Genomic DNA, 23,200 nt, shown 5'->3' with positions numbered 1-23,200 from the left:
CGCCGCCGCCTTGGTTTTCACCTGAAGGCGGCGGCGCCCTGCGAAGTCTCCAGACAGGTTTCCACCTCACTCGAAAACAGTACTGCTCTGTTCCTGCTTTCTCAGGTGGGCTTTCTCTGCATGTCGAGCACCGCTCGTAAACATGTACCGTTTCGCAACCAGGGAAATCGCGAACACAAAGATCAACAGCGGCACCACAATGACCATCAGGGAGCCGAGCCCGTGCGCAAGTTCGCCTTGCGAAAGAAGAAACCATACGAACACCCCGGCAATAGCTACCGAAATGGCCAGTTCAACAAGCGTCATCTGAAAAGCGGCCCGCCAGGCGAAACCGCTGTCGGGGATGATTTCGTACTTTTTGTAAAAGTGTCGCCCTGCGTCGCTTGAAGCGCCCAATACGGCACCAATCTGGTTCACCGAACCGCTCACGCTGAAGCCTGTTAGAGTTTCCAGAATGACACTGAAGATAGCCAGGGCGATCAACAGCCCTGTGAACACCAACGCAAATCTTACCAATCCAACACTTTTCTGCACAATAGCCCCCAGAACTTGAAAACACTTTTTTGATAGCACCGGGACAGGCAAAGCATGCCCCATGCGGTCCCGCCCCGGCATTCCATAGTGGAGAATTCCGGCGACGGCCGTCCGGCTTATAGAAGCTAAATCTTAAGTTGTAATTTCCAGAACCACTTGCATTGACGACAAAACCGCCAGGTAACACTTCAAAACGCCACGAAAATATGTTCATTTTGCCTCGATCTTGAGGCCTTATTTCAGCCCAACAAATACTGATGAATGCATGACATCGAACAACAATAATCGTTTGATATTCTGGGCTGAATTTCCTTTCCGTTTTCTCCGTCGAAGCCAAAAGAGGTTTGGATGACTGTACTCATTACCGGCGGTGCCGGTTATATCGGCTCGCATTGCTGCGTGGCTTTTCTTCAGGCCGGGCACGACATCGTTGTGGTGGACAACATGTCCAACGCGAGCCAGGTCAGTCTCGAGCGGGTAGCGGCCATCACCGGCGCGAAGGTATCTCTGGAAACAGCCGATATCCGGGATCAGTCGCGGATGGAGGAAATCCTCAAGCAGTACCGCTGTACGGCAGTGGTGCATTTTGCCGGCCTGAAAGCGGTTGGTGAATCCACCAGGATCCCCCTCGCCTATTACGACAACAACGTCGTGGGAACTCATCGCCTGCTGTCGGCGATGGCCAATTGCGGCGTGAAGCAAATGATCTTCTCGTCCTCGGCGACCGTTTATGGCGACCCGCAATTCCTGCCCCTGACCGAAGATCACCCGACGAGCGCGGTCAATCCCTACGGCCGCACCAAGCTGATGATAGAGGAAATGCTGCGCGATGTCGCTGCGAGCGACCCCTCCTGGCGCTTCGGCATCCTGCGCTATTTCAACCCGGTCGGCGCGCATGAAAGCGGGCTGGTGGGCGAAGATCCGCAAGGCATCCCGAACAATCTCATGCCGTTCATCACTCAGGTCGCGGACGGTCGCCGGGAGGAGCTTTCGGTCTTCGGCAACGACTATGACACGCCGGACGGTACCGGCATCCGCGACTACATCCATGTCATCGATCTGGTCGAAGGTCATCTTAGGGCACATGAAGTGCTCGGATCAGGCTCCGCCCCGTCGAATTGTTTTGCGGTCAACCTTGGCACCGGCAACGGCTACAGCGTGCTGGAGATGGTCAAGGCATTCGAGCGAGCCTCCAACAGACAGATCCGCTACTCCATCGCTCCCCGCCGGGAAGGCGATGTGGCGCAGTGTTTCGCGAACACGGAATTTGCGGAAAAACTGCTCAACTGGAAGGCCGAGCGCGGCCTTGAGGACATGTGCCGCGACACCTGGAACTGGGTCTGCAAGAACCCGCGCGGCTACGAAACCGTCGCCTGATCAACTCTGACGCCTGACATGTTTGAGCCGGCAAGCGGTCTTGCCGGCTCAATTCATTGGCAGATGCCACTCGTTTCTAGGCTGTAGTGTTCTGAAACACTCTCACGGTGCGGATGCTGGTTGCAGCTCCGGCAACGTCACCATCGTTCTTGCCGGCAAAGGGCGCGACCGCATTGCTGAGAAGTAACAGCGCTGGCGTGTGAGCGAAATCGTTGGGTGCGTCAAAGACCTCCATGTCGTCGACGTAGAATCGAAATCCCTGCCGGGTCCAGAGCATCCCATAGCGGTGAAAGGTGTCGTCCAGCCGAATATGCGCCCGGTAACTTGCGGCAAGCACCTTCTTTTCCGGGCGCCACCGGCGGGCTGAAACCTGAACGATGTTCGGATATTTGACTTCGGCCACATCCAGCTCGAAATGTGTGTCGCCCTCCGTCTCGCGGTCGGATATCAGCCAGAAGGCATTGTTGACACCGGCCTCGCGCGCGATGCGCATCTCGCACTCGAAATAGCCGTAGGTCTGGCGGAAGGTCCGGGTCCGAACGTAGCCTCCCGTGAAAGGCCGTTTCGGATCGGCCTGATGGCCGAGCTTGAGGTCGAGTTCGCCTTCCCGCATCACCACGTTTCTCGGGTAGCGCATGGTCGGATGACCGTCCCCTCCGATCCGCATGAGGTCCCAGGTTTGCTGAAACCGGTGGAGATCGTCGAAATCATCCTGGAAGGTCAACTGCCAGTCGCCGTCCATCCGCTGCAGAGGGGCAGGCAGGTCGTTCGAGGTCAGAGCCAGCAAGCTGCGGGGCGACGCAAGAAGCGCCGCACCCGCCATGCCACCGGCTGCCACGCCGGTCAGAAACCGGCGACGGCTCAACACAGGTCCGGGTCGTGTCATGATCCCGCGAACCGGTCAGCTCGCCAGTTTCGCGCCGGCGTCCGGCGATGTCTTCTCGCGAAGCTTCAACTCCAGGTTCCACGCACGGCTGCGCAAGGTCTCGATCTCACCGGTCATGAAATCGACCTCGCCCCGGAACCAGTCGGTTACTTCCTCGGTCGTCTGGTCGATCTTCACAAGGTTCGGCTTGACCAGAGGCTGCTCAGGCGGCGAGGCCACCGGTTTTGCGAGCACATGGTTGAGGCCGTTCTCGGTGAGGAAGCGATGGTACTCGGCATAATTCAGCCGGTAGACATGCTGAACCTTGGAGAAGTCGGCGCTCTCGAAGATCTTTTCCAGGTTGATCGGCATGTAGTCTTCGATCTCGACGGAAGGGATCGCGAACAGCGTCGACAATTCGCGAATGCGGGAATCGTAGGTGAAGAACACGGCGGGAATGCCCTGGTGCAGGCCGATGACGTTGCCGTGGAGGCGGAAGCCGACCAGAACATCGACATTGTCCCGCGCATCTGCCGCCCATTCATCAACGTCGAAGAATGCCTGCATCCGCTCGCTCATCAGCGCCTCGACATCCTTGTCGCCCTCCAGATTGTACTTTCCGAGGATCGAACGGATGTGCTTCTGCTTGGCTTCGCCGGTCTCGAAGATTGCCAGCGTTTCCTCGCGCTCGCCCTGGGAATAGAGACGATTGGCCGGCCGCTTGGCCACAGCCTCGATGAGCGCCCGTTGCATGCGGTTGGTCTTGGTGGCGTTGGACGCATAGTCGGCGGAAAGATACTTGTTCAGCGTCAGGCCGACACGAGCGTTGGCCGGATCCAGTGGCTTGATCTCGATGGATGGCCTCAGATTGCGGTAGAAGCTCGGGCAGCCGATGATCCGGATGTTCTTGATGCCGATGTCGTTGAAGACCTCGGCGCTGTAGACACCGCGTACGCCGATCGTTTCGCATTTGTCGGCGATGATCTTCCAGGCCTCGATGCTGCCTTTCGGCATTTCCAGCTTCTTGTATTTCGCCGCCTGGGCGCCGACACCCACCGGGACGATCGGTCCCTTGAGCTTCTTCAGGAGCGGAATGACATTGCCGATATCGACCGTCTCTGTGAGGTAGTTGGATCCGCGAATGACGGTGGCGTCATAATCGTCGGTCGGCCAGAGTTTTTCGTCGGCCGCATGGGCGAACTGCACGTTGGTGATCTGGTCGTAGGCAAGTGCCTTCAACATCGCGTCATAGACGAGAACGTCGCCTGTGTTGATCCCGCCGCGTGCAAAGGTCGACAGGGGATCATCGATTTTCAGGAATGCCGACTTGTTGCCCGGCTTGACGGCAGCGCCGCCGTTGAGAACGAAGAGCTTCTTCATGTGAACTGCACCTTTCAAAAATGTGGGCTCGGGCCCTTCGATTACCGGACGGACGTCTGACGTCCGCGTTGCTGCCAGAGCGTTGCTCCGTCAGCGGCACTCCCTCGGACGGTCGTTTCGGATGAACTGGAAATCTGCGCCACCGGCGCCTTGGTTCGGCGGATGCTTTGCAGGCGATCCGGGAACCAGTTGTGCAATTGCCGCAAGAACGGCTGCAGGCTCTTTTCCCAACTGCGCTCTGCACTGCGCTGCGACGCGTTGGCCGAAAGGGTTCGAAGCAGCCTTTCCGACTTTGCCAATGTTTCGAGCGCGGTGATCAGATCATGGGTCACCACGCCATCGTCGGAAGAGCGCAGCAACAGGCCGTCAACCTTGTTCTCGATCAGCTCGCTTACGGCCCCCACATCGGTGGCAACAGGCACACAGCCAAGACGTTGTGCCTCGATGATCGTGAGCGGCGCACCTTCCCATCTGGACGGCAACACGAAGGCATCGGCCCAGGCCAGCAAACGGCTGAGCCTGCGACTGTCATAGATCGGCGGATCGACGCGGATACCAAGTTCGGCAAACCGCTCCTTCCAGGAACCGCCCGCCCCGGCGTCCATGACGTCGGAACCGACGATGCGCCAGTCGATGTCGACACCCTTGCGCTTCAGGGCACGAGCCGCAGCAAAGATCCGCTCGATGCCTTTCTGCCTGTCCAGCCTGCCCAGGAACACGGCCCGCAGGCGACCATCGCGGTCTTGCTGACGGTTGTCCGACAGCCGTTTGGCCTCTTCCGGTGCCATCGGGTAACCGGCGGCATTCGGAATATGAAGCAGCTTGGCAACAGGCACGCCCATGCCGTGCAGCCACTCGGCCATGTCCCGCGAACAGGTCAGCACACTGTCGTAGATGTGCTCATAGGCAAGCGTCAGGTAGGGATGGCCAGCCGGACGGCCGAGTTCGGAACTGTCCAGCACATGCACGTAGTTGACGACCTTGACCCCGCGCCGGCGAAGTTCGCCGAAAATGGCATTGGCCGGGGCAAGCTGGTTGTTGATCACCACATCAAGGCCGGACAGGAACCCGAGAACCTGTTCGGCCCGCGCGTTTTCGTCATGCCCCATCAGTAACTCGTGGCCGGAGAACATGTTGGGACCACCCCACAGAGGATAGTCGTCGGCCAGAAAGTTGATGGTGTCGAACACCCCGTCGTTGTCGGAAATGTGGTTGTAGACCGGCTTTCCGAACACATAGAGGTGGACTTCGCACCCGGCTTTTTTCAGAACCCGGGCAGCCGCGTAGGCAACTTTCTCGACACCGCCGAACGTGGCGATCGGCAACAACAGACCGACCCTGAGGGGCGCGCCCTCACGGCCAAGACGCGGCATGATCGGGGCTGCCCCCGCACTGTGCCGCAGCAGCTCGAAATACTTGCTGCGGTTCGGGAAATAGGCAGAACGCCAGATCCAGCGTTCGTCGGGCCCGTGGCGATAGCCGGACTCGCGCAAGGCCCCCAGCGTAGCCAGAAGGCTGTTGGTGGCAGACAGGGCGGTGCCCTGAATGTCTTCCGCCGAGAACGGCCCACGCACGACGACTTCGGCTATCTTCGGTGCCGGATTGGCACCTCTCAATGTCCGGATCCAGTCGTCGGACTTGTCCTCGACACATTGCTTCATGATGTCGAGCGAACACATCCAGCCAAGCGGCTTCTTGGCAAGCTCCTTGCCTTCGCCCAGCTCGTTCACCTCGATCGCCAGTCGGTCCTTGTCGCTTTCGAACCGAAGCGCGACAAAATGATGGGACGCCGACAGGCGCTCGGTCAGCCACAAGACGTTGTGCAGCAGACCGCAGCTTTTCAGCGCTTCCCTGTGTGCCGGCGACATCCACAGCCAGAACGGAGGCACACCGTAGGTTTCCGGTTCGGCCTGCGCTGCCCAGAAGGTCTTCACGAATTCCTCGATGCTGCGCTTCTTGTGCGCAACGACAGGATCGGTGAAGAGATCGACCAGGTAGGTATCTGCTCCGAATGCAACGAACCGCGGCGCTTCCTCGTGCTCCCAGCCAAGCAGCGTCTCGGTGGAGAACAGCTTCTTGTGCTTGTCCTTGATGTATCCAAGGATGCTGTCACGGGTTCGGTTGGAATCGCGCAACATGCTTTCGGCGCGCTGGCGGTACTCGAAGCCGAAGAAGGGATAGTTCGCTCCCTTGAAGCCGTGAGAAATCGCCTGCAGCCAGAAATCCCAATCCTCGAAGCCGGACTTCATGCTTTCGTCGAAACGAACCCCGGCGTCGAGGAGGGATCTGGAGACCAGGCTGCCGGCCTCGCAGATATTGTCGAAGGTAACGTGCAGAAGGCGCGAATATTCCGCCGTATAGTTGCCGTTCCACTCGATCCCGAACTTGTCGATATTGGGATAGACCCAATCCACACCGTCACTGGATTTCATGAAGTCGAGAAGAACGCGGATCGCCGAAGGGGTGATCCGGTTGTCGGCATCCAGGAAATAGACAGCTTCCAGATCGGAGAAGCTGCGCAGGGCAAAGTCGATGCCGTAGTTGCGCGCAGAACTCAGACCGCCGTTGGCCTTCCGCAGGTAATAGACATTGTCGTAGGCGAGCGCATAGGCCCGGCCCGTTTGCCCCGTTTCGGGAAAGGGACAACCATCGTCAACGATCACGACCGCGATGTTGAACGGCGCCTGCTGGGCCAATGCCGCGTCGATGGCCTCGGTCAGAAGGACCGAGTGCTTGTAGACCGGAATGACAATGGCGACCGTGGCCGAGGCCGTGCCGGAACCGCCGAACTGTGCGTAACGCACATTCGGCAAGCCCGGTCTTGAACCAGTGTGCTGGAGCATGCCGGCCTACCCGCTCACGACAGCGCGGAAGTTGGCGAATTTCGCCCAGGCAAAATCGTTACCGGTCGCTTCGTTCATCCTTGTGGCAAAATAGACATTCTGCCAGACCCCGATCCGTTCACCTGCAAAGGCGCTCAGATGTGCCGTCTCGCCGTAGCTAACGGTTTTCCAGCCGGAAAACGCCTCGCCGACCGACTGTTCACGTTCTTCCTTGAAGAGCGCCTTGGCCGCGCCAAGGTCCTTGGCAACCACAATGGCGAAATCGATATCGGCGGCGCGGCTGTTGTCGATGAACGCCTTGGCGGACATGCGGATCACCTGCGGCGGACAAGCTGCCGGAAGTTGCCCGATGGTCATGCCTTCCGCAGGCGGGTGACAGCCGATGGCCCGTTCCGTCGGCAACGGCATGATCGCTTCGAAATCGAAGGACACCTCATCGGAATTGGCAAGGCTTGCGTGCTCCAGGATGCCCGGGGCGATCGGCATGTCGCGGAAGCCTTCGTCCAGGTTCACCTGTTGCGACTGAGCCGGAATGTAGTTGGCATGCGGCGGCATGGAAACACCCGGAATGCCACCCCACACCTGAAGGGCGAGGCTGTTCTTGAGGACCGACAAGCCGTTGGCGGCATCGCGCACATGGAACATTTCGACCGGCTGCAGACCACCGACGGACAGAAGCGGTACCTCGTCCTCGGTCTCTTCAACCTGCATGCGGAATTCCAGCGTTCTGCGCAGGCCCGCAGTCGAGCGCGACAGGCCGAAGATGTTCCAACCCGTGGACAGATCGCCACTGGAGAAATGCCAGGTATCGACGATCCTCTGGTCCTCCAGCGTCATCAACTGGGCACGCAGCTTGATGTCGGGACGGCTGCCGGTTTGTTCGACATGCACCGCCACTCCGCTGACACCCGAACTCGGCACCGGCAGGATCTGACTGACACCATCGACAGACGCACTTGCCAGCACATTCGGATTGAGCGGATTTTCGGCCGGTTCGTTGCTGAACAGGAGATCCAGCGGCTGCAGACCATGCCGGTTGAGGAACGCTTCAAGTGCGGCAAACCGGTTCTGCAGGTCGTCGTTCAGGCTGCGAAGTGTCTTCAGTTCCTTGCTGGACAGAACCAGGCGCCGCGCACCCGACTTCACATGATCGGCAACCAGCCCGACCATCGAGGAAACAGCCTCCACTTCACCGCCACGACCCCAACCGATAACCGGTGGCAACTGAACCACACCGCGTTGCTGCATCCATTTGTGCAGTTCGTCCTTTGCATCCATTGCAGCCGGATCCACGATCACGGCCAGTGGCAGAAGCGGCGCTTCCGACACCTGGTAACGGCCGGCGCTCTCGTCGGAAAACAGGGCGTAGTCGTCCTCGACACCCTCGAACCAGACCGTCTTGACCGCCTCGAGCAACGGCCCGGGAATGTCCTGCCTTGATACGCCCACGACGATCAAGGTCAGCTCCTTCAGCAGCAGCATCTCACGCGTAGCGTTGTGAACGGGAAACGTGTCTTGTGTAGCCACGACTGTCATGCAAGCCCCCATCTGAACTGTGAAGCGTCCCCCTGCCGGAGATCCGCTTGCTCAACTAATATACATGCACAAGATTTATGTTTGTTTGTGACAATAATGCGGCGCAACATAGAATTATGTAAATATATTTATCTACTTATTGCTTTTCACAAAATATAGATGAATTTCTATCGCAATATTACTCAAATAATACGAATAAAATACTTCAAAATTCGAAATGATATTCTTATCAAATCACATGAGAGCCACCACCTTCCGCTGCCGCACCGGCGCACGCTCCCGCATGACATGCGGCACATTGTTTTCGCTCAGGAAGTCACCCATGGCGTAATAGGTGGCCTCATAGGCCCGGTTGAACCGGTCAAAGAGGCCCTGATCCCAATAGTCGCTCAGGCGGAACACCTTCTCGCTGAAGACGTCGAAGCTCGGGATTCGGAACGTCTCCGCAAATTCGCGCGTGCGGCTGTCGTAGGTGAAATAAAGCGCCGGGACGCCATTGGCCAAAGCCATCAGGTTGCCATGGAGGCGATAGCCGAGCACCAGGTCGCAGGCTTTGACGCAGGCATCATAGTCCGCAACAACGTCGGAATAGAACATGGAGTTGCGGTAGAGGCACTCGATGTCGTCGTCCAGATACCACTCGCCAACCCAGGCATTCTCCCGAAGCGAGGAAATCGCCTGGTCCTTTTGCGCAGGCGTTCCAAGTACCAGCTTCTTTTCCTCCAGCTCGCCCTGCGCCATCAGAACGGTATCGAAGCGGGCCGCAACCGACTTGATCAGGTCGCGATGGAACGAGAGATACTGCCGGATATCCCTGGCGTATGCCGGCGACACTTCGCGCCGCACGGTCAGGCCGACTTTCCGGATGCGGTCGATCTCGGGCAGCGTGATCCTCAGACCGGGGTCGTTGTGACGAAATGCCGTCGGGCAACCGATGATTCGCGTGTTGGAAATTCCGATGTCTTCCAGCACCTCGGCGGTGTAGGCACCGCGAACGCCGACAGATGTCGTCGAACCTGCAATCAGGCGCAGGACATTCTTCGTGGCATCCGACAGCACAAGCTTGCCGTCGACCGGCGCCTGGGCACCAATCCCGAAAGCCAGAACCGGAAGCCCGAGCCGGCGCAGCACCTGCTCCGCCATTTCCCAATCCATCTCGCCGTGAATGTAGTTCGACCCGCGCAACACGACATAGTCGAATTCGTCCCGCAACCGGTCGACTTCCGCCGGGTTGAATTCGCGGATCGTCAGGGTTTCGAGCCTGTCGTACTTCAGCAGTTTCAGCGAGGAATCGAAAACGAAGGCATCGCCGATATTGTGATAGTGGTTCAGGTTGCGCTGAATGTCCTGATGGCTGTACCAGCGGACATTGTTGTGATCGTAGACTTCGCCGGACGGTATCATCACCAGAACGCGTGTCATTCCATATTCCTTTGTCTTCTCAGGCGCTTTGCTTGAGGGCACCGGGACGAGACGCGAGGCCGCCATCTAGAACCTCGCGATAAAGGGTCACGTGCTCGCCGGCACTTTCGAGATGCGTTTTGGGTGGTCTGATGCCCGTCCGCAGACGCTGCCACAGACCCGGATCGCGCAAGGCCTCGGCCATGCGGTCCGCCAGGTCTTCCGGGCTTGCCGGCCGGGCATGCAGTCCATCGACCTTGTCGCGAACCTTTTCGGCCATGCCACCGATGCCGCTGCAGATAACCGGTCGCCCATGGAAGAACGCTTCCTGAATGATCACAGGTGAGTTCTCCCACCAGACGGACGGCATCATCACCCAGTCCGTTTGCCGGATCAGCGACGGCATATCCTTGTTCTGGTAGCTGCCGGCGAAACGCACGCGCGATCCGGCCGCTTCCAGAAGCTCTGAAATTCGACTGCGAAACGCTTCGGGCTGACGTTCAAGATTGCCGCCATGAATGGTCAGCGTGGCATCTTCCCCCCAGATGCTTTCGGGAACTCGCTGGACTGCATCCAGAAGTACATCCACCCCCTTGTAGGGCGTCATCTGGCCGAAGAACGCAAAACGGTTCCGCCGGCCACCGGCTGCCACGGAGCGCTGCGCCGCCTGCTCGCTCACGTTCAGGCCGTTTTCGATTACGGTCATCTTGTCCGCCGGCAGCCCCCAGGCGACATAGCGGTCCGCCAGGAAACGGCTGGGCGAGATATAGCCATCGGCAAGCCCGAGCATGGACTTGATGAACTGCCGCCGGCGCAGGAAACTGGCCGGCGAAATCTCCGGAAAGCAGCCGTTGCAGGCAATCGGCGTGGCCGCCTCGCAGAGTTTGTGGCCACCTGCTTTGACCATTTGCCCATGATGATGGCAGATGGACAGGAACTCGTGGAAAGTCACCAGAATGGTGGCGTCCGGCAAGGCGTCGCGCACCGTGTAGAGTGTCTCTAGCCCGAAGCCGATGAAATGATGGAAATGCACCACGTCCGGACGCAGGGTGCGCACAAACCGCCGCAGGTCCCTGTGCAGGTCTCCGGTGTTGCGGTTGGATACCAGGAACGGATCGTAGTCGTCGGCGTGAAAAAGCAGCTCGTCATCGGCGTCATCGACCCCCATCAACGCGGACTGGCCGTGCCGCGGATAGCCGTCACCAACCCGCGCCAGGAAGAACGATTGTGTTCCCGGCAGGGCCTTCAGACCCTGGTGCAGATTGTAGGAAGCCACTTCCGCGCCGCCGAGTGACAGTGTCGGATGGCCGTGAGAAATGACGAGCACGCGCAGCGCCGCGGCCTTGGAAGGTGTTCTTTCCTCGTGAACAGCCGTCATCGGATATCCTCTGCCAGGTCAGCAAGAAATGGAGACCAGGTTCGCTCGAAACTGCGGCGATCGAGTTCGGAAACCAGTTTTTTCCAGGATCGCTCTCCCGGGCGACCGTCCTCGGCGTGGATCATCTCCACCTGAGGCACCCAGAGCGAACCGATGCCCGACAGTTTCAGCCGCAGGGCGGCATCGAGCCCTTTCTCGTCCGTGCCAAGATACTTCCTTGAAAAGCCCCCCGCTTCCGCAAGGGCCGACCTCGGCAGCACACAGCAATCAAACGGTGCCGCGGCAACAGGGCTGACATCCGCGCCATGAAGTGTCCGGCGCGGGTAACCGAGATAATGTTGCTTCAACAGAAAGCGGCCGTCTTCCGGCTCGATCCAGGCGCCGCCCCATCTGATGGTTTCGTCTTCATAGAGCAGCGTGGGGGCTGCAATACAGGTAGCATCCTGTGCCTGAAACGCCGCAAGCAGCGGCTCCAGCCAGCCCGGACCGCGCGGCAACACACCCGAAGACAGGCAAACAACCGTCTCCGCCGGTGAGGCCTCGACGCCCGCCTGAAGCGCATCGAGCGCGTCCTCGACGTGGTCCGCCAGCACCAGGCGGACGGCGAGACCGTAGAAACCGGCAAGTTGCCTGAAGTCTTCAACCTGCTCCAGCGCATCATCCTGCGAGGCAACCAGGACCACCGGCGCGCTCCGCAGCAGCGGATCAAGCGCACACAGCGACAGCAGGACACGTGACTTCTCGAAATTTCCGTCGAGACCGATCACAAGGGCGAAAGCGGCGTTTTCATCCACGGCCCCGAAGTCGATCGTCTCGACGATGACTGGTTCGGGCGCATCATTGGCCTGCAACACCGGCAGAAGATGGCGCTCCAGAAAGTCAGGACGGAATGCCGTTGCCGGATCCAGCCCGGAAAGAAGTCGCCTTAGCGCGGAACGCGGCGAAGCCCTGCCAAGGGCCAGCGGAGCAAAGGCGGACCTGCCATCTTTCAGCACGATCTCCAGATACGTACCCTCGGTGCCGGACATTTCCTCGGCAGGTACATGAACAAGGAACCCGTGCCGTTGCAGTGCATCCGGCCCGTTCAGAAAGGGTGACAATGTTTCGAAAGCGCTTGTCACGTCGGGCCGCAGCTGCGTCGTCCAGCGCGTGTCGAGGCGACAACTCATGCAACCCGAACGCAGGAAGACCGACTCGACACGGTCTTCCGGATTAAGCAGCCAGCCCGACAACAGGACGCCGGCCCGATCCAGTGAAGCGCTGAAATCGATACCGACACGAACCGGGACGTCGAGCTCGCTAACCGTTTCCCGGCCATCGAACCGCCGGCCCGCCAGCTCCAGCCGGGCCCTGCCGTCACCCGCGGGGGAGAGCTTCGGCAGAAGGGCCCGTATGTGGGAGGGAAGAGCCCGGGCCGGCGGCATCGTCCTGTGTTCATGAACTTCGACCACGCTCCATCCGGCGCGGCCACGGAAGAAAACCTTGCGAAGTTGCGCGGTATCAAGACCGCCCTCAACCTCGAGCAAACCGGCAAAACCATGCGCCTTGCCACCGGTGTCCTTGCGCTCGAAAAGACTTCCGGCCAGCTGACCGAGTTTCAATGCGCCGTCGAAAACAAACACCCGGCTGGTACCCACCGGCATGCCCTTGGCCCACCCCTGGAGGTAGATATCTCCGGCGTCGAAGACACCCAGAACCTCGATGAAACCGTCGCGTCCCGCGACAGCATCGACAAGTCTGGCGGCTGTCTGCATTGTCTGAGGTGTGGTTCCCGCGCCAAGCAATGCCTGGACCAGGCCGTCAACGATATCGGGCACCGATTGAGGTGATAGCTCACCGACACTGTTGAGGAAGCTCTTGAGATCTTCTGCCTGATGCCTGAGGCCATAGGGGTAGGCATGCCCCTGGCTGCGGATCGTCACCCGGTCAGGCCGGGAGGCAGAACCTGGCACCGGAGACAGGATTGCGATGAACGGACGCTTTTTTCCCGAAAGGCCGTTTCCGGCTGGCAGCACCGTCACCGAGCAGGGCACGACCATCTTCGGGTCTTCGTTGAGGATAGCCGGCACTCCGCCGGCAAAGGCTTCCCCCACCCCGGCGATCAACAGCGTTTCGCGGTCGAGGTTGACGTAAAGAACCGAATGACCGTCGAGCGGAACCTGCGCCCCTGCGCTCCCCTGCGCCTTCAGCGCAGGTGCCTGCCGCTCTGCTCTCGCGGGCAGCTTCTTCACGCCTTCCAGGGTGACGACAGGCTCCATCGTTCCTTACCTCCAGAGACCGCCCGCGGCGGCAAACAGCATGCCCCCGACAAACCCGAGAAGGATCGCCAGCAGCAGGATATGAACCTTGAGGTTGTTGCGGCTCTTTTCTCCAAGGACCTTCAACCGGTCATCGAAACCCTTCAGCGTCGTATCGAAACGCAGCAGAAAGACTTCCAGTTCCTTGACCTTCTGGGAGAGGTCGCCCTGGCCGTTTTTCAGAAGGGACATGGCCTCGCCAAGTTCGCCTTCGTTCGATGCCAGCGCATCGATCCGCTTTACCGTCTCGCGCAAGACCGCCGTTGCATCACGCTGGCCAACAGCGCTTTGGCGCTGCGCCACGATCAGCCGGTCGACTTTCTCCATCACCACAGCCAGAGGCATGGCGACGGCAGCTTCCGCAGCGCGTTCTTCTGCGCTCGGGCGCGGCAGCTTCAGTTGCGCTTCCCCCTTGGGGGTTTCCGCCACAACAGTCAGACCGCCAGGTGCTGCGGCAACGGCCTGGGGCAACTCGATGTCGAACGCATAATGACCGTCACCGATGCCGTTGCGCTTCAAGTCGATGCGCTGGGTTTCGGCAACCTTGCTGAGAACTCGCTCACCGTCGTGGAAGACGTGGATGGTCATGCGGTCGCTCGGGCTCGACGCATCCCAGGCCCAGCCGAGCAGCCGGCCGTTTTCAAATGCATCGACACGCCCCTGAAGCCGCGCGGAAACGGCTTGTTCCCTGGCCTCCGCAACAGCTTGCGGCGGCTTGGCGTCCGATCCGGGCTTTACCTGTTCAAGAGGGGTTACACTCATTCCGTTTTCCTCAGGCAGCAGGTTCACGCGCCGCGGTTTGCCGGTCGGCAAACAGGCGCAGATATTGTTCGGCAACAGCGCTGACGGACGGCGGCTTGCGGATGTTGGCTGCAAGTTTCCGGTACTGCGCGGCATCTCCGGCAGCTGTCGCCATCGCGATTGCCAGGCCGACCGGATCGTTCTTGCGCACATGCAGGCCATCGACGCCGTCCCTGACAGCCTCGGCCATGCCGCCGACACCGCTGGTGATTACCGGCCGTCCGTGCTGCTGTGCCTCGGAAATGACCAGTGGTGCGTTTTCCCACCACAGAGAAGGCACGACGACCCAGTCCACGGGCGCCATGAGACCGGCGACATCATCAGGTTTGTAAGCCCCCAGGCGCTGCACTCTGGGTGCGGTTTCCTCGAACAGCTTTTCGATGCGTTTGACGAATTCCTGGTTCTGGAAGGGAGCACCGCCATGAACCCGCAGCTCGAATTCCATGTCCTTTTCCACCAACAGCTTTGCCGCCTGCAGCAGAACCTCGACGCCCTTCCAGGGGGTCAGGTTTCCGAAATAGCCGAACACGGTTTTGGGCGTGTCGTCAGCCGACCGGCTCTTGGCCAGCGCTGCGTCCGGCCTGCCATTTCGAATGATCCTGATTTTCTCCGAGGGCAGGCCCCAGCGCACATAGACGTCACGCAGAAACGCGCTTGGAGATACGAACTCGTCGACGGCTTCCAGATGCGTCTTGATGAACCGCTCGCGCAGACGCATGTCGTTCGGCTTTGCTTCGGGCAGGCATTTGCACAGTCCTCCCGCCCCAAGCGCAGCACAGGCTTCGTCCGGGCTTTTCATCAGAACGCCGTCGTTGGCGCAGATCGCGTAATAGTCGTGCAGCGTCATAACGATGCGCACGTCGGGCAGCACCCGGCGGATTAGAACCGGCAGTTCGACACCGAACAGCAGCAGATGGTGGATATGGACCACATCCGGCCGGAAGCTTTCCAGCAGTGTCCGCATGTCCGGCACAAAGGCTTGCAGATCGATCTGGCTCATGTTGAACCGGTCGAAATGACCGGCCCACATCAGCAACTCGTCACCGCTGTCGCTGATCGCCTGAAAGCTGGTACCCGGATGCGGCTCGCGGTGCAGGTGGTTGGTCGCACCGACAAACAGCGACTGGTGCCCGGCCTTGCGATAGGCCCTGGCCAGGTCAAGCGCGACGGTCTCCGTTCCACCGGGGTGAAGGTCCGGATGATTATGTGCAAAGACAAGGATCCGCATCAGGACACCCCCCGCGACGTTTTCACGGCAACGAAAAAGTCCTGGTAATGCGGAGCCCCGTTGCCGCCACGCCAGTGCCCGAACCGCTTCAGGGCGATTTCGTATCCGGCTGTCTCCAACGCCCTGTCGAGGAAACCATCATCGAAGGCGACCGCTGCGAGCGGCGCTTGCGGGTTGCCGTACCAGGCAGGCCCTTCGCCGTCGCGTCGGAACGCGACACGCGGGATCAAGCCTTCCCCGCGGTCCGGCGCAATCACGAAAGCCGACAGAAACAGCCTGCCTCCCAGCTCCATGAGGCGCGAGATTTCGCGGAAATAGGGCAGGATCTCTTCCGATGGCAGATGTGTGACCACCGAGGTCATGATGGCGAAATCGAACGAGCCGTTGGCGAACGGCAGGGCGATCTCCGTGCCGCGGATATAGCCGTCGGGATTGTAGAGAGCGTTGGCGATATCGAGATGCATGAACCGGAAATTGGGATAGACCGACCCGATGTTGCGCGTGCACCATTGAATGCCCGCCGATGCCGGATCGATACCCACATACCGGGCGGTGTCCGGATCCAGATACTGGGTCAGGGGCACTGCCATCCGGCCAATGCCGCAACCGACATCAAGCACCCGCTCATGCGCGCGCAAGCCCCCAAGGTCGATAAAGTGGCCCAGAAACTCCGTGCCGATGGCAAGATAGTCACCATCTCCGACGAAGTTGTCCTCGCTCGGGGGAACCGGCAGGAACCTGTTACGGCCGATGTAACCTTGCAGGTCTGCAATCCGCTCACTGCCGAGTGGGGATGTGACCAGACTGGTGGCATCCTTGATGAGAACCGGCGAATTCATGCACTCAGCCCTTTTTCACGCCGCTCCGCAGCTTCCATCAGGGCAACGATGTCGTCCTGCCAGCGGGACTGGTGGAGCCAGCGATTGTATTGAGAGGCGACACCGCGCGTGTAGTCTTCGTTCTTGCGAATGGAAACACGCTCGAAGTGGTAGAGTTCGACGTCGCCCAGATAGTAGATCTTGCGATTCAACTTGCGGAGTTTCAGGCACAGGTCGCTGTCTTCGTAGTCACCGACGATGAAGTCCGTCGTGAACCCTCCCACCGTCTCGAAATCGGCTTTCGACAGAACGAGGCAAGCACCGGTTACCCCCGGCACCTCGCGGGAGGTGCTGGCTTCCGGAAACTGACGCGGGAAGCCCTTGTAGTAGTGATGGTTGAACCAGCGGCCCTTGTCGTCCTGGATAAACTTCAATCCGGCATGCTGAATGGCGTTGTCTGCATAGAGCAGCTTGCCACCTACAGCCGCGACCCGCTCGTCCATCATCAGGCTGGCACACAGCTGTTCGAGCCAGCCGGCCTCGACCGGCACGACATCGGAATTGATCATCGCCAGATAGCGCCCGCGCGCCGCTTCCGCACCTGCATTGCAGGCAAGCGCATAGCCGCCGTTACGTTCCATCACGACGAGTCGAACGGGAAGGCCATAAAGAAGATGGAACCCGGCGAGCAGGTCCTCCACATGGGTTACCTGCTCGGGAGAGTCGAGCACGAAAATCACCTCGGCGTTCTCCGCCAGCCAGCTGTCGGCGGAAAACGCCGCAAGCTGCGCCTTGATGAACTCGAACACCTTGTAAAGCGGGATCACGATCGACACGGTCGGATCGGCAAGCGGTTTGCCGAACAGAACTTCGGACGGTTCACCGACGGATTGCCGGAAACGCGACTGGATATCGGACAAGACATTCGACAGACAGGTCGCCAGAACCTCGTCGCTCGCATGGCGCGGTGTCACGACGGAAAGCGCCTTCGCCCTCGTGTCGGGGATGTCACCCGGCTGCGGTGGCGGCACCAGCAGTTCCCGCTCACCCGATGCCAAACGGACTTCGAACCGGGGCTGCAGATTGTGTTGAAGCGCCCTGCCGACCGGTGCAAACGCGACAAAACGCTTTATCGCGTAACCGCCCTGGGTTTCCGGCAGAACGCCATCGAACGTGTGTAGCTCAAGCGCAACCGGACCGGCGTCACCGGCAAGAATATCGAGCCCCTGATAGACACGGGCAGGATCGCGCAGCCAGCCACCGACCAGGACACCGGCTTCGCAGGCGACAGCTGTTTCCACCGCACAGAAGGAGCCCGTCTCTGACAGCAAACCATGACGGCGCGCCGGCAAGGGATCGCTCACCTGCAGGTCCCTTATGGCTGCACGCGCCTCATCGGATTTGGCGCCGACGTCCGACACCAGGTAGTCCCGCACTTCCGGCAGCTTGCGCGAATTGGTAGCCCACCATGCACCGACGGTGCGCTTCACGTTGTCCGTCGCCAGTTTCCGGATCGCCAGACCCCAGCTTCCGGACAGCACCAGAAAACCGTTGGCAGGCGGCTGCGGCATGTCGACCGCACCGATGAACAATCTGCTCTTGCCGCCGTTGTAGGGCGTGTTGCACGTTCCGCTGTCCAGCCGCAGAACACCCGTATCACCGATCACGACCGCCGTTTTGATGTCGGTGCTGTCGCTGTTGATGAGGGTTTCCAGCAACCGGACGGAACCGATGCTCGCGACGGCATCCACAACCGGTGGCGCATCATTGACGGAGCGCAGCAGCTCTCTTGCAAAATTGACGAAACTGCGGGAACGCCCCAGCCGGAACATGCCGGACCAGGCGCTCAGGAAAGTCGTGACGAAAACGGCGCAGGCGGCCTGACTGAGCCCGTTGGTAATGGCAAAGGCATCGGCGGCAGGACCAGGCTTTGCGGCGTCGACAGAAAGCGTCGCCTCGGACCCGACCGCGCCGGCGCTCAACTTCAGACTAAGCCTGGTTTTTTCCTTCAGCGAAACAGCCCATACGACACGCGACCGGCCATCAAGCCGGTTCAGCCGGACACTCGCAATGGAGCCGAAGGACTGACCGCCCTGCTCCACAAGCCGGGGCGCAGCATTTACCTGATGCGCCGGATCCCAGACAAGAAGAAGAACCTCCGGCGTAAGTTGGAAGTAATGCGGGGACTCAAAGTCCGCCTCGGCGTATTTGCCCAGGGTCTCGAGCATCTTTGTCCATCACTGTTTTAAGACCTGAGTTGCGGACGGCCACAGGCCAAAGGCCGGTACCCGGGCACACGGGACGACCGCGTGCCCGGGTGCGGGATCATCAGGAAACGACGATGTAGCCGTCAGGATTGTCCTGAAGATCGTCGGCATCGACGTTGTTGAGCGTGACGGTATCGCCGTTGCCGAGATCGATGACCGTGTTGTTGCCGACCTGGGTCGCCCGTGCGGCGACATCGGCAGCAGAGGAAACACCGGTATCGTTGATGTTGCTCGAGATCTGCACCAGATCGCCGACCTGGAAATCCATGACGATGTCGTTGCCGCCACCGCCGGAGAACACGAAGACATCGTGGTCGCCGCCACCGAACATCAGATCGTTGCCGGCACCGCCGTCAATGATGTCGGTTCCTTCGCCACCGAAAATGATGTCGCCGCCGGCACCGCCTTCGATGTAGTCGGAGCCCGCTCCGCCGAAGATGGTATCGCTGCCTTCACCACCAAGAATGACGTCTTCGCCACCTTGCCCGAAAATTTTGTCGGCACCCTCTCCGCCGACGATCAGATCTCCACCTTGGCCGCCGAAGAGGAAGTCGTCCCCTTCATTGCCGAGCAGAACATCCGATGAGCCCAATCCGAATATGAAATCCTGAGCATTTGTACCTTGCAGGAAATCCTGAAAAGCACTGCCTTCAATCGTGGCCATGTAGCTAACTCCTGAAGTTCGCCTCGTTACATTTGACGCCCCGCGAACCGCGGCACACCGCACTGCACAAACCCCGTATTTTCGCAGCGCGAGAAGTACAATACACAATTACTAATCTCTTCAAAGGGACGAATAGTGAAAAAAATAAGGCAATATTTTGAAGGAGATAAACTAATTCTACTTTTCATTTAATAGTAGTTCGAAAATACAATTCCTTTACGTTTATTTTATTTCGAAATTCAAAACAAAATCATTGAAACCACATGATCCCCCATAGATTGAAATCCAATTTCTGCGATTTTTCAGATGCTTGAAACCGCCCGCACTTCATGCCGAAACAGCACTCAACCGCCTCGCCGTGAAAATGAACGACATGGTAGTTTTGCAACGCACTAATCGCGTTAAAGGTGTAATTTTCGCACCGCACCAGGAAAATGCCCCGACGCTCGGAATGGACCGGGGCTTCGAAAAAGCAACGGGCGGCCAATGCCGCCCGTCGTTAAAAAAATTTGTTGGAGCACAAAAAAATGCGCCTCAGTCTTCCCGGAAAGCTCGATCAAGGCTTTGCGTGATCGGCTCGAGCAGATAGTCCATTGCCTTGCGAGCACGCCGGATAATCAGGACTTCCGCCGGCATTCCCGGGTAAAGCGTCAAGGCAGGCTTGCCGTCCAGCTCTTCGGATAGAACCTGTGCGCGCACGATATAGAAGGCCGCCTGCGTCTGGGGATCGACGGTCTGGTCGGCAGCGACATAGGTCACCTCCCCTCCCAGCGGGCTGGTGTTCTGACGGTCATAGGCAGTCAGCCGGATGCGTGCCTCCGAGCCGACACGAACGGTATCGATGTCGTTCAGGTTCATCCGAACCTCGACAAGCATCTTCTCGTCTCGCGGCACGATATCCATGATCGCCTTGCCAGGCTCGACCACCCCGCCGGGCGTCCGCATCTCGATGCTGGAGACAATACCGGACTGAGGGGAATGGACCACCAGCCGGTCGAGGACATCCTGCGACGAAATGATCTGCTCGTTGGTGAGGTTCAGTTCAAGTTGAGCCTCGAGGATCTTTCCGGCAATGTCGCTTTGCCATTCCTGTTCGGCCTGCAACAGGGCAACTTCCGCACCCTGGCGCGCCTTTTCCGCACGCGCCTTCTGGGCCTCCAGCTCACCGCCGTCACCAATCATCTCGCTCAGTTCCAGCTGAACTTCGCTAAGCATGGCTTTTGACGTGAACCCTTTCTTCTCCAGGCCGCTGAGGGCGTCGACACGCTCCTCAAGCAACTTTCGCCGGTGCCCGGTGGCTTCGATCTGGGCCTGATTGGCCTCGATCTGCGCCACATACTGCTCCATCTCCTTCTGCTGAAAGGCGATCTTGCCCTCGTAGACCTGGCGGCGTTTTTCGAACACCCCCTCTTCTGCCGCCACCACTTCGGCGATCAGGGGTTCGCTGCTATTCTTGAGCTCTTCCGGAAATACGATTTCATCCGACAGATCTCGCTCGGCCCTGAGCCGGGCCAGCCTTGCCAGCAGACTGGTCCGTTTGCCATGGAGCTGCGCCAGCTCGGCACGTGCGCGTGTGTCGTCCAGCTCCACTAACGGCTGGCCGGCATCCACGAAATCCCCTTCCTGCACGAGCAACCGGCGCAGGATCCCGCCTTCCAGATGACTGATGGTCTTGCGCTTGCTGTCGACAATCACCTTGCCGGTGGCAACCGCCGCACTATCGAGATCGGCGGTAAATCCCCAAAGCAGAAATCCGCCAAAGCCGATCGAAACGGCCAGAGCTGCCGCCAGAAGCGGTTTGCGCAAGCTTGGCGGGCGCGCATCGTCCGCCTTGAGGGCGGCCATCCAATAGGCCTGGCCTGTTTCGGTCGCGGCCTCGGACGAAGGTGTGGCAACGGGTGGCTTTGTCTGCTCGGAACGATCGCTCATGCCACTTCTCCACTCGTCGGCAGGGCGCGGTGCGCGGCAGGTGCCGGCAGGCGCCTTGAAATACTGCTGACGACATCAGTTCGGTCACCGAACTGGCCGATCCGGCCATCTTCCAGCACCAGGATCTTGTCGGCCGCTTCCATGATTGCCGGTCTGTGTGCGATGACGATGACGATGGCGTTGTCTTCCTTTGCCTGCGAAATAGCACGCAACAGGGCAACCTCCCCTTCCGTATCCAGGTTGGCATTGGGTTCGTCGAGCACGAGCAGGCGCGGCCGTCCGAACAGCGCACGCGCAAGGGCGACACGCTGCTTTTGTCCGCCTGACAAGGTGTAACGGTTGTCACCCACGGGCGTGTCATAGCCGAGTGGCATCCGGCCGATCATCTCGTGAACGCCGGCGGCACGTGCCGCATCGATCACCATCTGAGGGTCGGCATCATACATGCGCGAGATGTTGTCCCGAACCGTTCCATCCAGAAGAGACACCGACTGCGGCAGATACCCGACCATCGCGCCAAAGGACGCCCGCTCCCAGAGATAGGCGTTGTGCCCATCAAGAAAGACACCGCCCGTCGTGGGCTGAAGAACACCTACAAGCAGACGGGCCAGGGTCGACTTTCCGGCTGCCGACGGGCCGACAATGCCAAGAACGTCACCGGGTTCGAGCGTGAACGAAATGCCCTTGATAACAGGCACCGGTGCGTTGGGCGGCGCATAGACCAGCTTGTCGATCTTGAGCGATCCCTGGCTGGGCGGGGTCGGCACGGTCTGGCGAAGCGAGGAGTGGTTCTCCAGAACCTCGCGCACCCGGCCCCAGGCGGTTGATGCGAACACCCACTGGCGCCAGTTTTCCGTGAGATTGTCTAAAGGCGTCAGCAGGCGCCCCATCAGGATGCTTGCGGCGATCATCGTGCCGGCAGTCACCTCTCCCTTGATGACAAGATCCGCGCCAAGCGCCAGAACCGCGATCTGCATGCCAAACCGGAGGCTTCGCGTCAGCGCGTGGATTGCCTTGCCACGCCGGCTTCCCATTGCCATCAGTTCCGTGGCATGGAGCTGCCCCTTGCGCCAACGGCGCGTCAGGGCAGGCATCAACCCCATTGCCTCGATCGTCTCCGCGTGGCGAAGCGTGGAGGCGATCGTCGCGACATTCTGCAAGTTGGCGGTGTTCGCTTCCTTCAACAGCGAGCGTGTCGTCATGTCGGACAGCAGGTTGAGCCCGATCAGCGTAATCGCTGAAACAACAGCCAGCAGCCCGTAAAGCGGATGCAGGGCAAACAGCACAATCAGGAACAGCGGCACCCACATGGCTTCCAGCGGTGCGCTGATGGCGTTGCTGGTTATGAAGGTGCGAAGATCGTTCAGGTCCCGCAGCACTTCGGAGGCCATACCGCCCCCCTTCTCCAGCGAGGATTTCACCCCCGCCTCGATTGCCGTCAGGTTGAGACGCCGAACCAGTTCGCTCCCCATCACCTGGAAAATCTGGCTGCGGATAAATTCGAGAATCGCAAAAAGCATCAGCCCGCCACAGGCGATGATCAGCAACATTGTCAGGGTATCGAGGCTCTGACTGTTCAGAACCCGGTCGTGAACCTGCAGCATGAACAGCGGAACGATCATCTGCAGCAGTGTGATGAACCCGCTCAGAAGCGCCGCTGCGGCGAGACCGGTTGCAAAGGTGACACGAGCCTCTCTTATGAGACGGAACGGATCGATTGCGTCCGGTGTTGTCTTTTCAACCATTCAAGATTCTCCGAAGCCTCAACCGATAGGTGTGTTCGCACGTGCGAAAAAAAGAGCGATTGCCCAGAAAACGACACATCTTTTCCATAGGAATGACGAAAGCATATAGACTAACTTGGGGTATCTAGTGCCTTTAA

Annotated in this window: 16 protein-coding genes; 1 reads left to right on the top strand and 15 read right to left on the bottom strand. The window is 59.6% G+C overall.

The genetic code is table 11. From position 1 onward, the window contains the following. Nucleotides 1-66: 66 nt before the first annotated feature. A complete protein-coding gene (locus tag FIV05_RS12900) occupies nt 67-597 on the bottom strand; it encodes an ABZJ_00895 family protein (protein WP_152509822.1) in 531 nt (176 codons plus the stop codon). A 285-nt stretch (nt 598-882) separates the two neighbouring features. Between FIV05_RS12900 and galE the strand changes: the two genes are divergently transcribed. Beyond that, on the top strand, nt 883-1,911 hold the full coding sequence (galE, locus tag FIV05_RS12895) for a UDP-glucose 4-epimerase GalE (protein ID WP_152509821.1): 1,029 nt from the start codon (nt 883-885) through the stop codon (nt 1,909-1,911). Between the two features lie 76 nt (nt 1,912-1,987). Here the strand turns inward: galE and FIV05_RS12890 are convergent, their stop codons facing one another. From FIV05_RS12890 to FIV05_RS12825, 14 genes are all read right to left on the bottom strand, one after another. Further along, on the bottom strand, nt 1,988-2,797 hold the full coding sequence (locus FIV05_RS12890; protein WP_152509820.1) for a glycoside hydrolase family 16 protein: 810 nt from the start codon (nt 2,795-2,797) through the stop codon (nt 1,988-1,990). A gap of 15 nt (nt 2,798-2,812) precedes the next feature. Beyond that, nucleotides 2,813-4,156, bottom strand: a complete 1,344-nt coding sequence (locus FIV05_RS12885) for a polysaccharide pyruvyl transferase family protein (protein WP_062487535.1) — start codon at nt 4,154-4,156, stop codon at nt 2,813-2,815. Between the two features lie 41 nt (nt 4,157-4,197). Then, entirely contained in the window at nt 4,198-6,999 is a 2,802-nt protein-coding gene (locus tag FIV05_RS12880) for a glycosyltransferase (protein ID WP_152509819.1), read from the bottom strand. 6 nt (nt 7,000-7,005) lie between these two features. Further along, entirely contained in the window at nt 7,006-8,535 is a 1,530-nt protein-coding gene (locus FIV05_RS12875) for a DUF6212 domain-containing protein (protein ID WP_152509818.1), read from the bottom strand. Nucleotides 8,536-8,769: 234 nt separating this feature from the next. Beyond that, a complete protein-coding gene (locus tag FIV05_RS12870; protein WP_173013833.1) occupies nt 8,770-9,957 on the bottom strand; it encodes a polysaccharide pyruvyl transferase family protein in 1,188 nt (395 codons plus the stop codon). Between the two features lie 19 nt (nt 9,958-9,976). Next, nucleotides 9,977-11,314 (bottom strand): glycosyltransferase family 4 protein, encoded by a 1,338-nt coding sequence (locus FIV05_RS12865; protein ID WP_152509816.1) that lies wholly within the window; start codon nt 11,312-11,314, stop codon nt 9,977-9,979. Further along, nucleotides 11,311-13,572: a hypothetical protein gene (locus tag FIV05_RS12860; protein ID WP_152509815.1), complete on the bottom strand. Its 2,262-nt coding sequence runs from the start codon at nt 13,570-13,572 to the stop codon at nt 11,311-11,313. Before FIV05_RS12860 ends, FIV05_RS12865 begins: the two co-directional genes overlap by 4 nt. Before the next feature lie 6 nt (nt 13,573-13,578). After that, nucleotides 13,579-14,373 carry a hypothetical protein gene (locus FIV05_RS12855; RefSeq protein ID WP_152509814.1) on the bottom strand — a complete coding sequence of 265 codons (795 nt, stop codon included), beginning with the start codon at nt 14,371-14,373 and terminating at the stop codon, nt 13,579-13,581. Nucleotides 14,374-14,383: 10 nt separating this feature from the next. Continuing rightward, nucleotides 14,384-15,640 (bottom strand): glycosyltransferase family 4 protein, encoded by a 1,257-nt coding sequence (locus FIV05_RS12850; protein ID WP_152509813.1) that lies wholly within the window; start codon nt 15,638-15,640, stop codon nt 14,384-14,386. Continuing rightward, nucleotides 15,640-16,479 (bottom strand): class I SAM-dependent methyltransferase, encoded by an 840-nt coding sequence (locus tag FIV05_RS12845; protein WP_152509812.1) that lies wholly within the window; start codon nt 16,477-16,479, stop codon nt 15,640-15,642. The genes FIV05_RS12850 and FIV05_RS12845 overlap by 1 nt, the downstream gene beginning before the upstream one ends. Further along, the gene (locus tag FIV05_RS12840) at nt 16,476-18,686 is read right to left on the bottom strand and encodes a glycosyltransferase family 2 protein (protein WP_152509811.1); all 2,211 of its coding nucleotides are present in this window, start codon (nt 18,684-18,686) and stop codon (nt 16,476-16,478) included. The genes FIV05_RS12845 and FIV05_RS12840 overlap by 4 nt, the downstream gene beginning before the upstream one ends. A gap of 100 nt (nt 18,687-18,786) precedes the next feature. Then, nucleotides 18,787-19,389 (bottom strand): calcium-binding protein, encoded by a 603-nt coding sequence (locus FIV05_RS12835; protein WP_152509810.1) that lies wholly within the window; start codon nt 19,387-19,389, stop codon nt 18,787-18,789. Nucleotides 19,390-19,923: 534 nt separating this feature from the next. Continuing rightward, nucleotides 19,924-21,318: an HlyD family type I secretion periplasmic adaptor subunit gene (locus tag FIV05_RS12830; protein ID WP_209009967.1), complete on the bottom strand. Its 1,395-nt coding sequence runs from the start codon at nt 21,316-21,318 to the stop codon at nt 19,924-19,926. After that, the gene (locus FIV05_RS12825) at nt 21,315-23,063 is read right to left on the bottom strand and encodes a type I secretion system permease/ATPase (RefSeq protein WP_152509809.1); all 1,749 of its coding nucleotides are present in this window, start codon (nt 23,061-23,063) and stop codon (nt 21,315-21,317) included. Before FIV05_RS12825 ends, FIV05_RS12830 begins: the two co-directional genes overlap by 4 nt. Nucleotides 23,064-23,200: the final 137 nt, after the last annotated feature.

The organism is Labrenzia sp. THAF191a (genome assembly GCF_009363335.1).
In the GTDB taxonomy this organism is placed as follows: domain Bacteria; phylum Pseudomonadota; class Alphaproteobacteria; order Rhizobiales; family Stappiaceae; genus Roseibium; species Roseibium algicola.
This window is presented reverse-complemented; position numbering and strand designations above follow the sequence as displayed.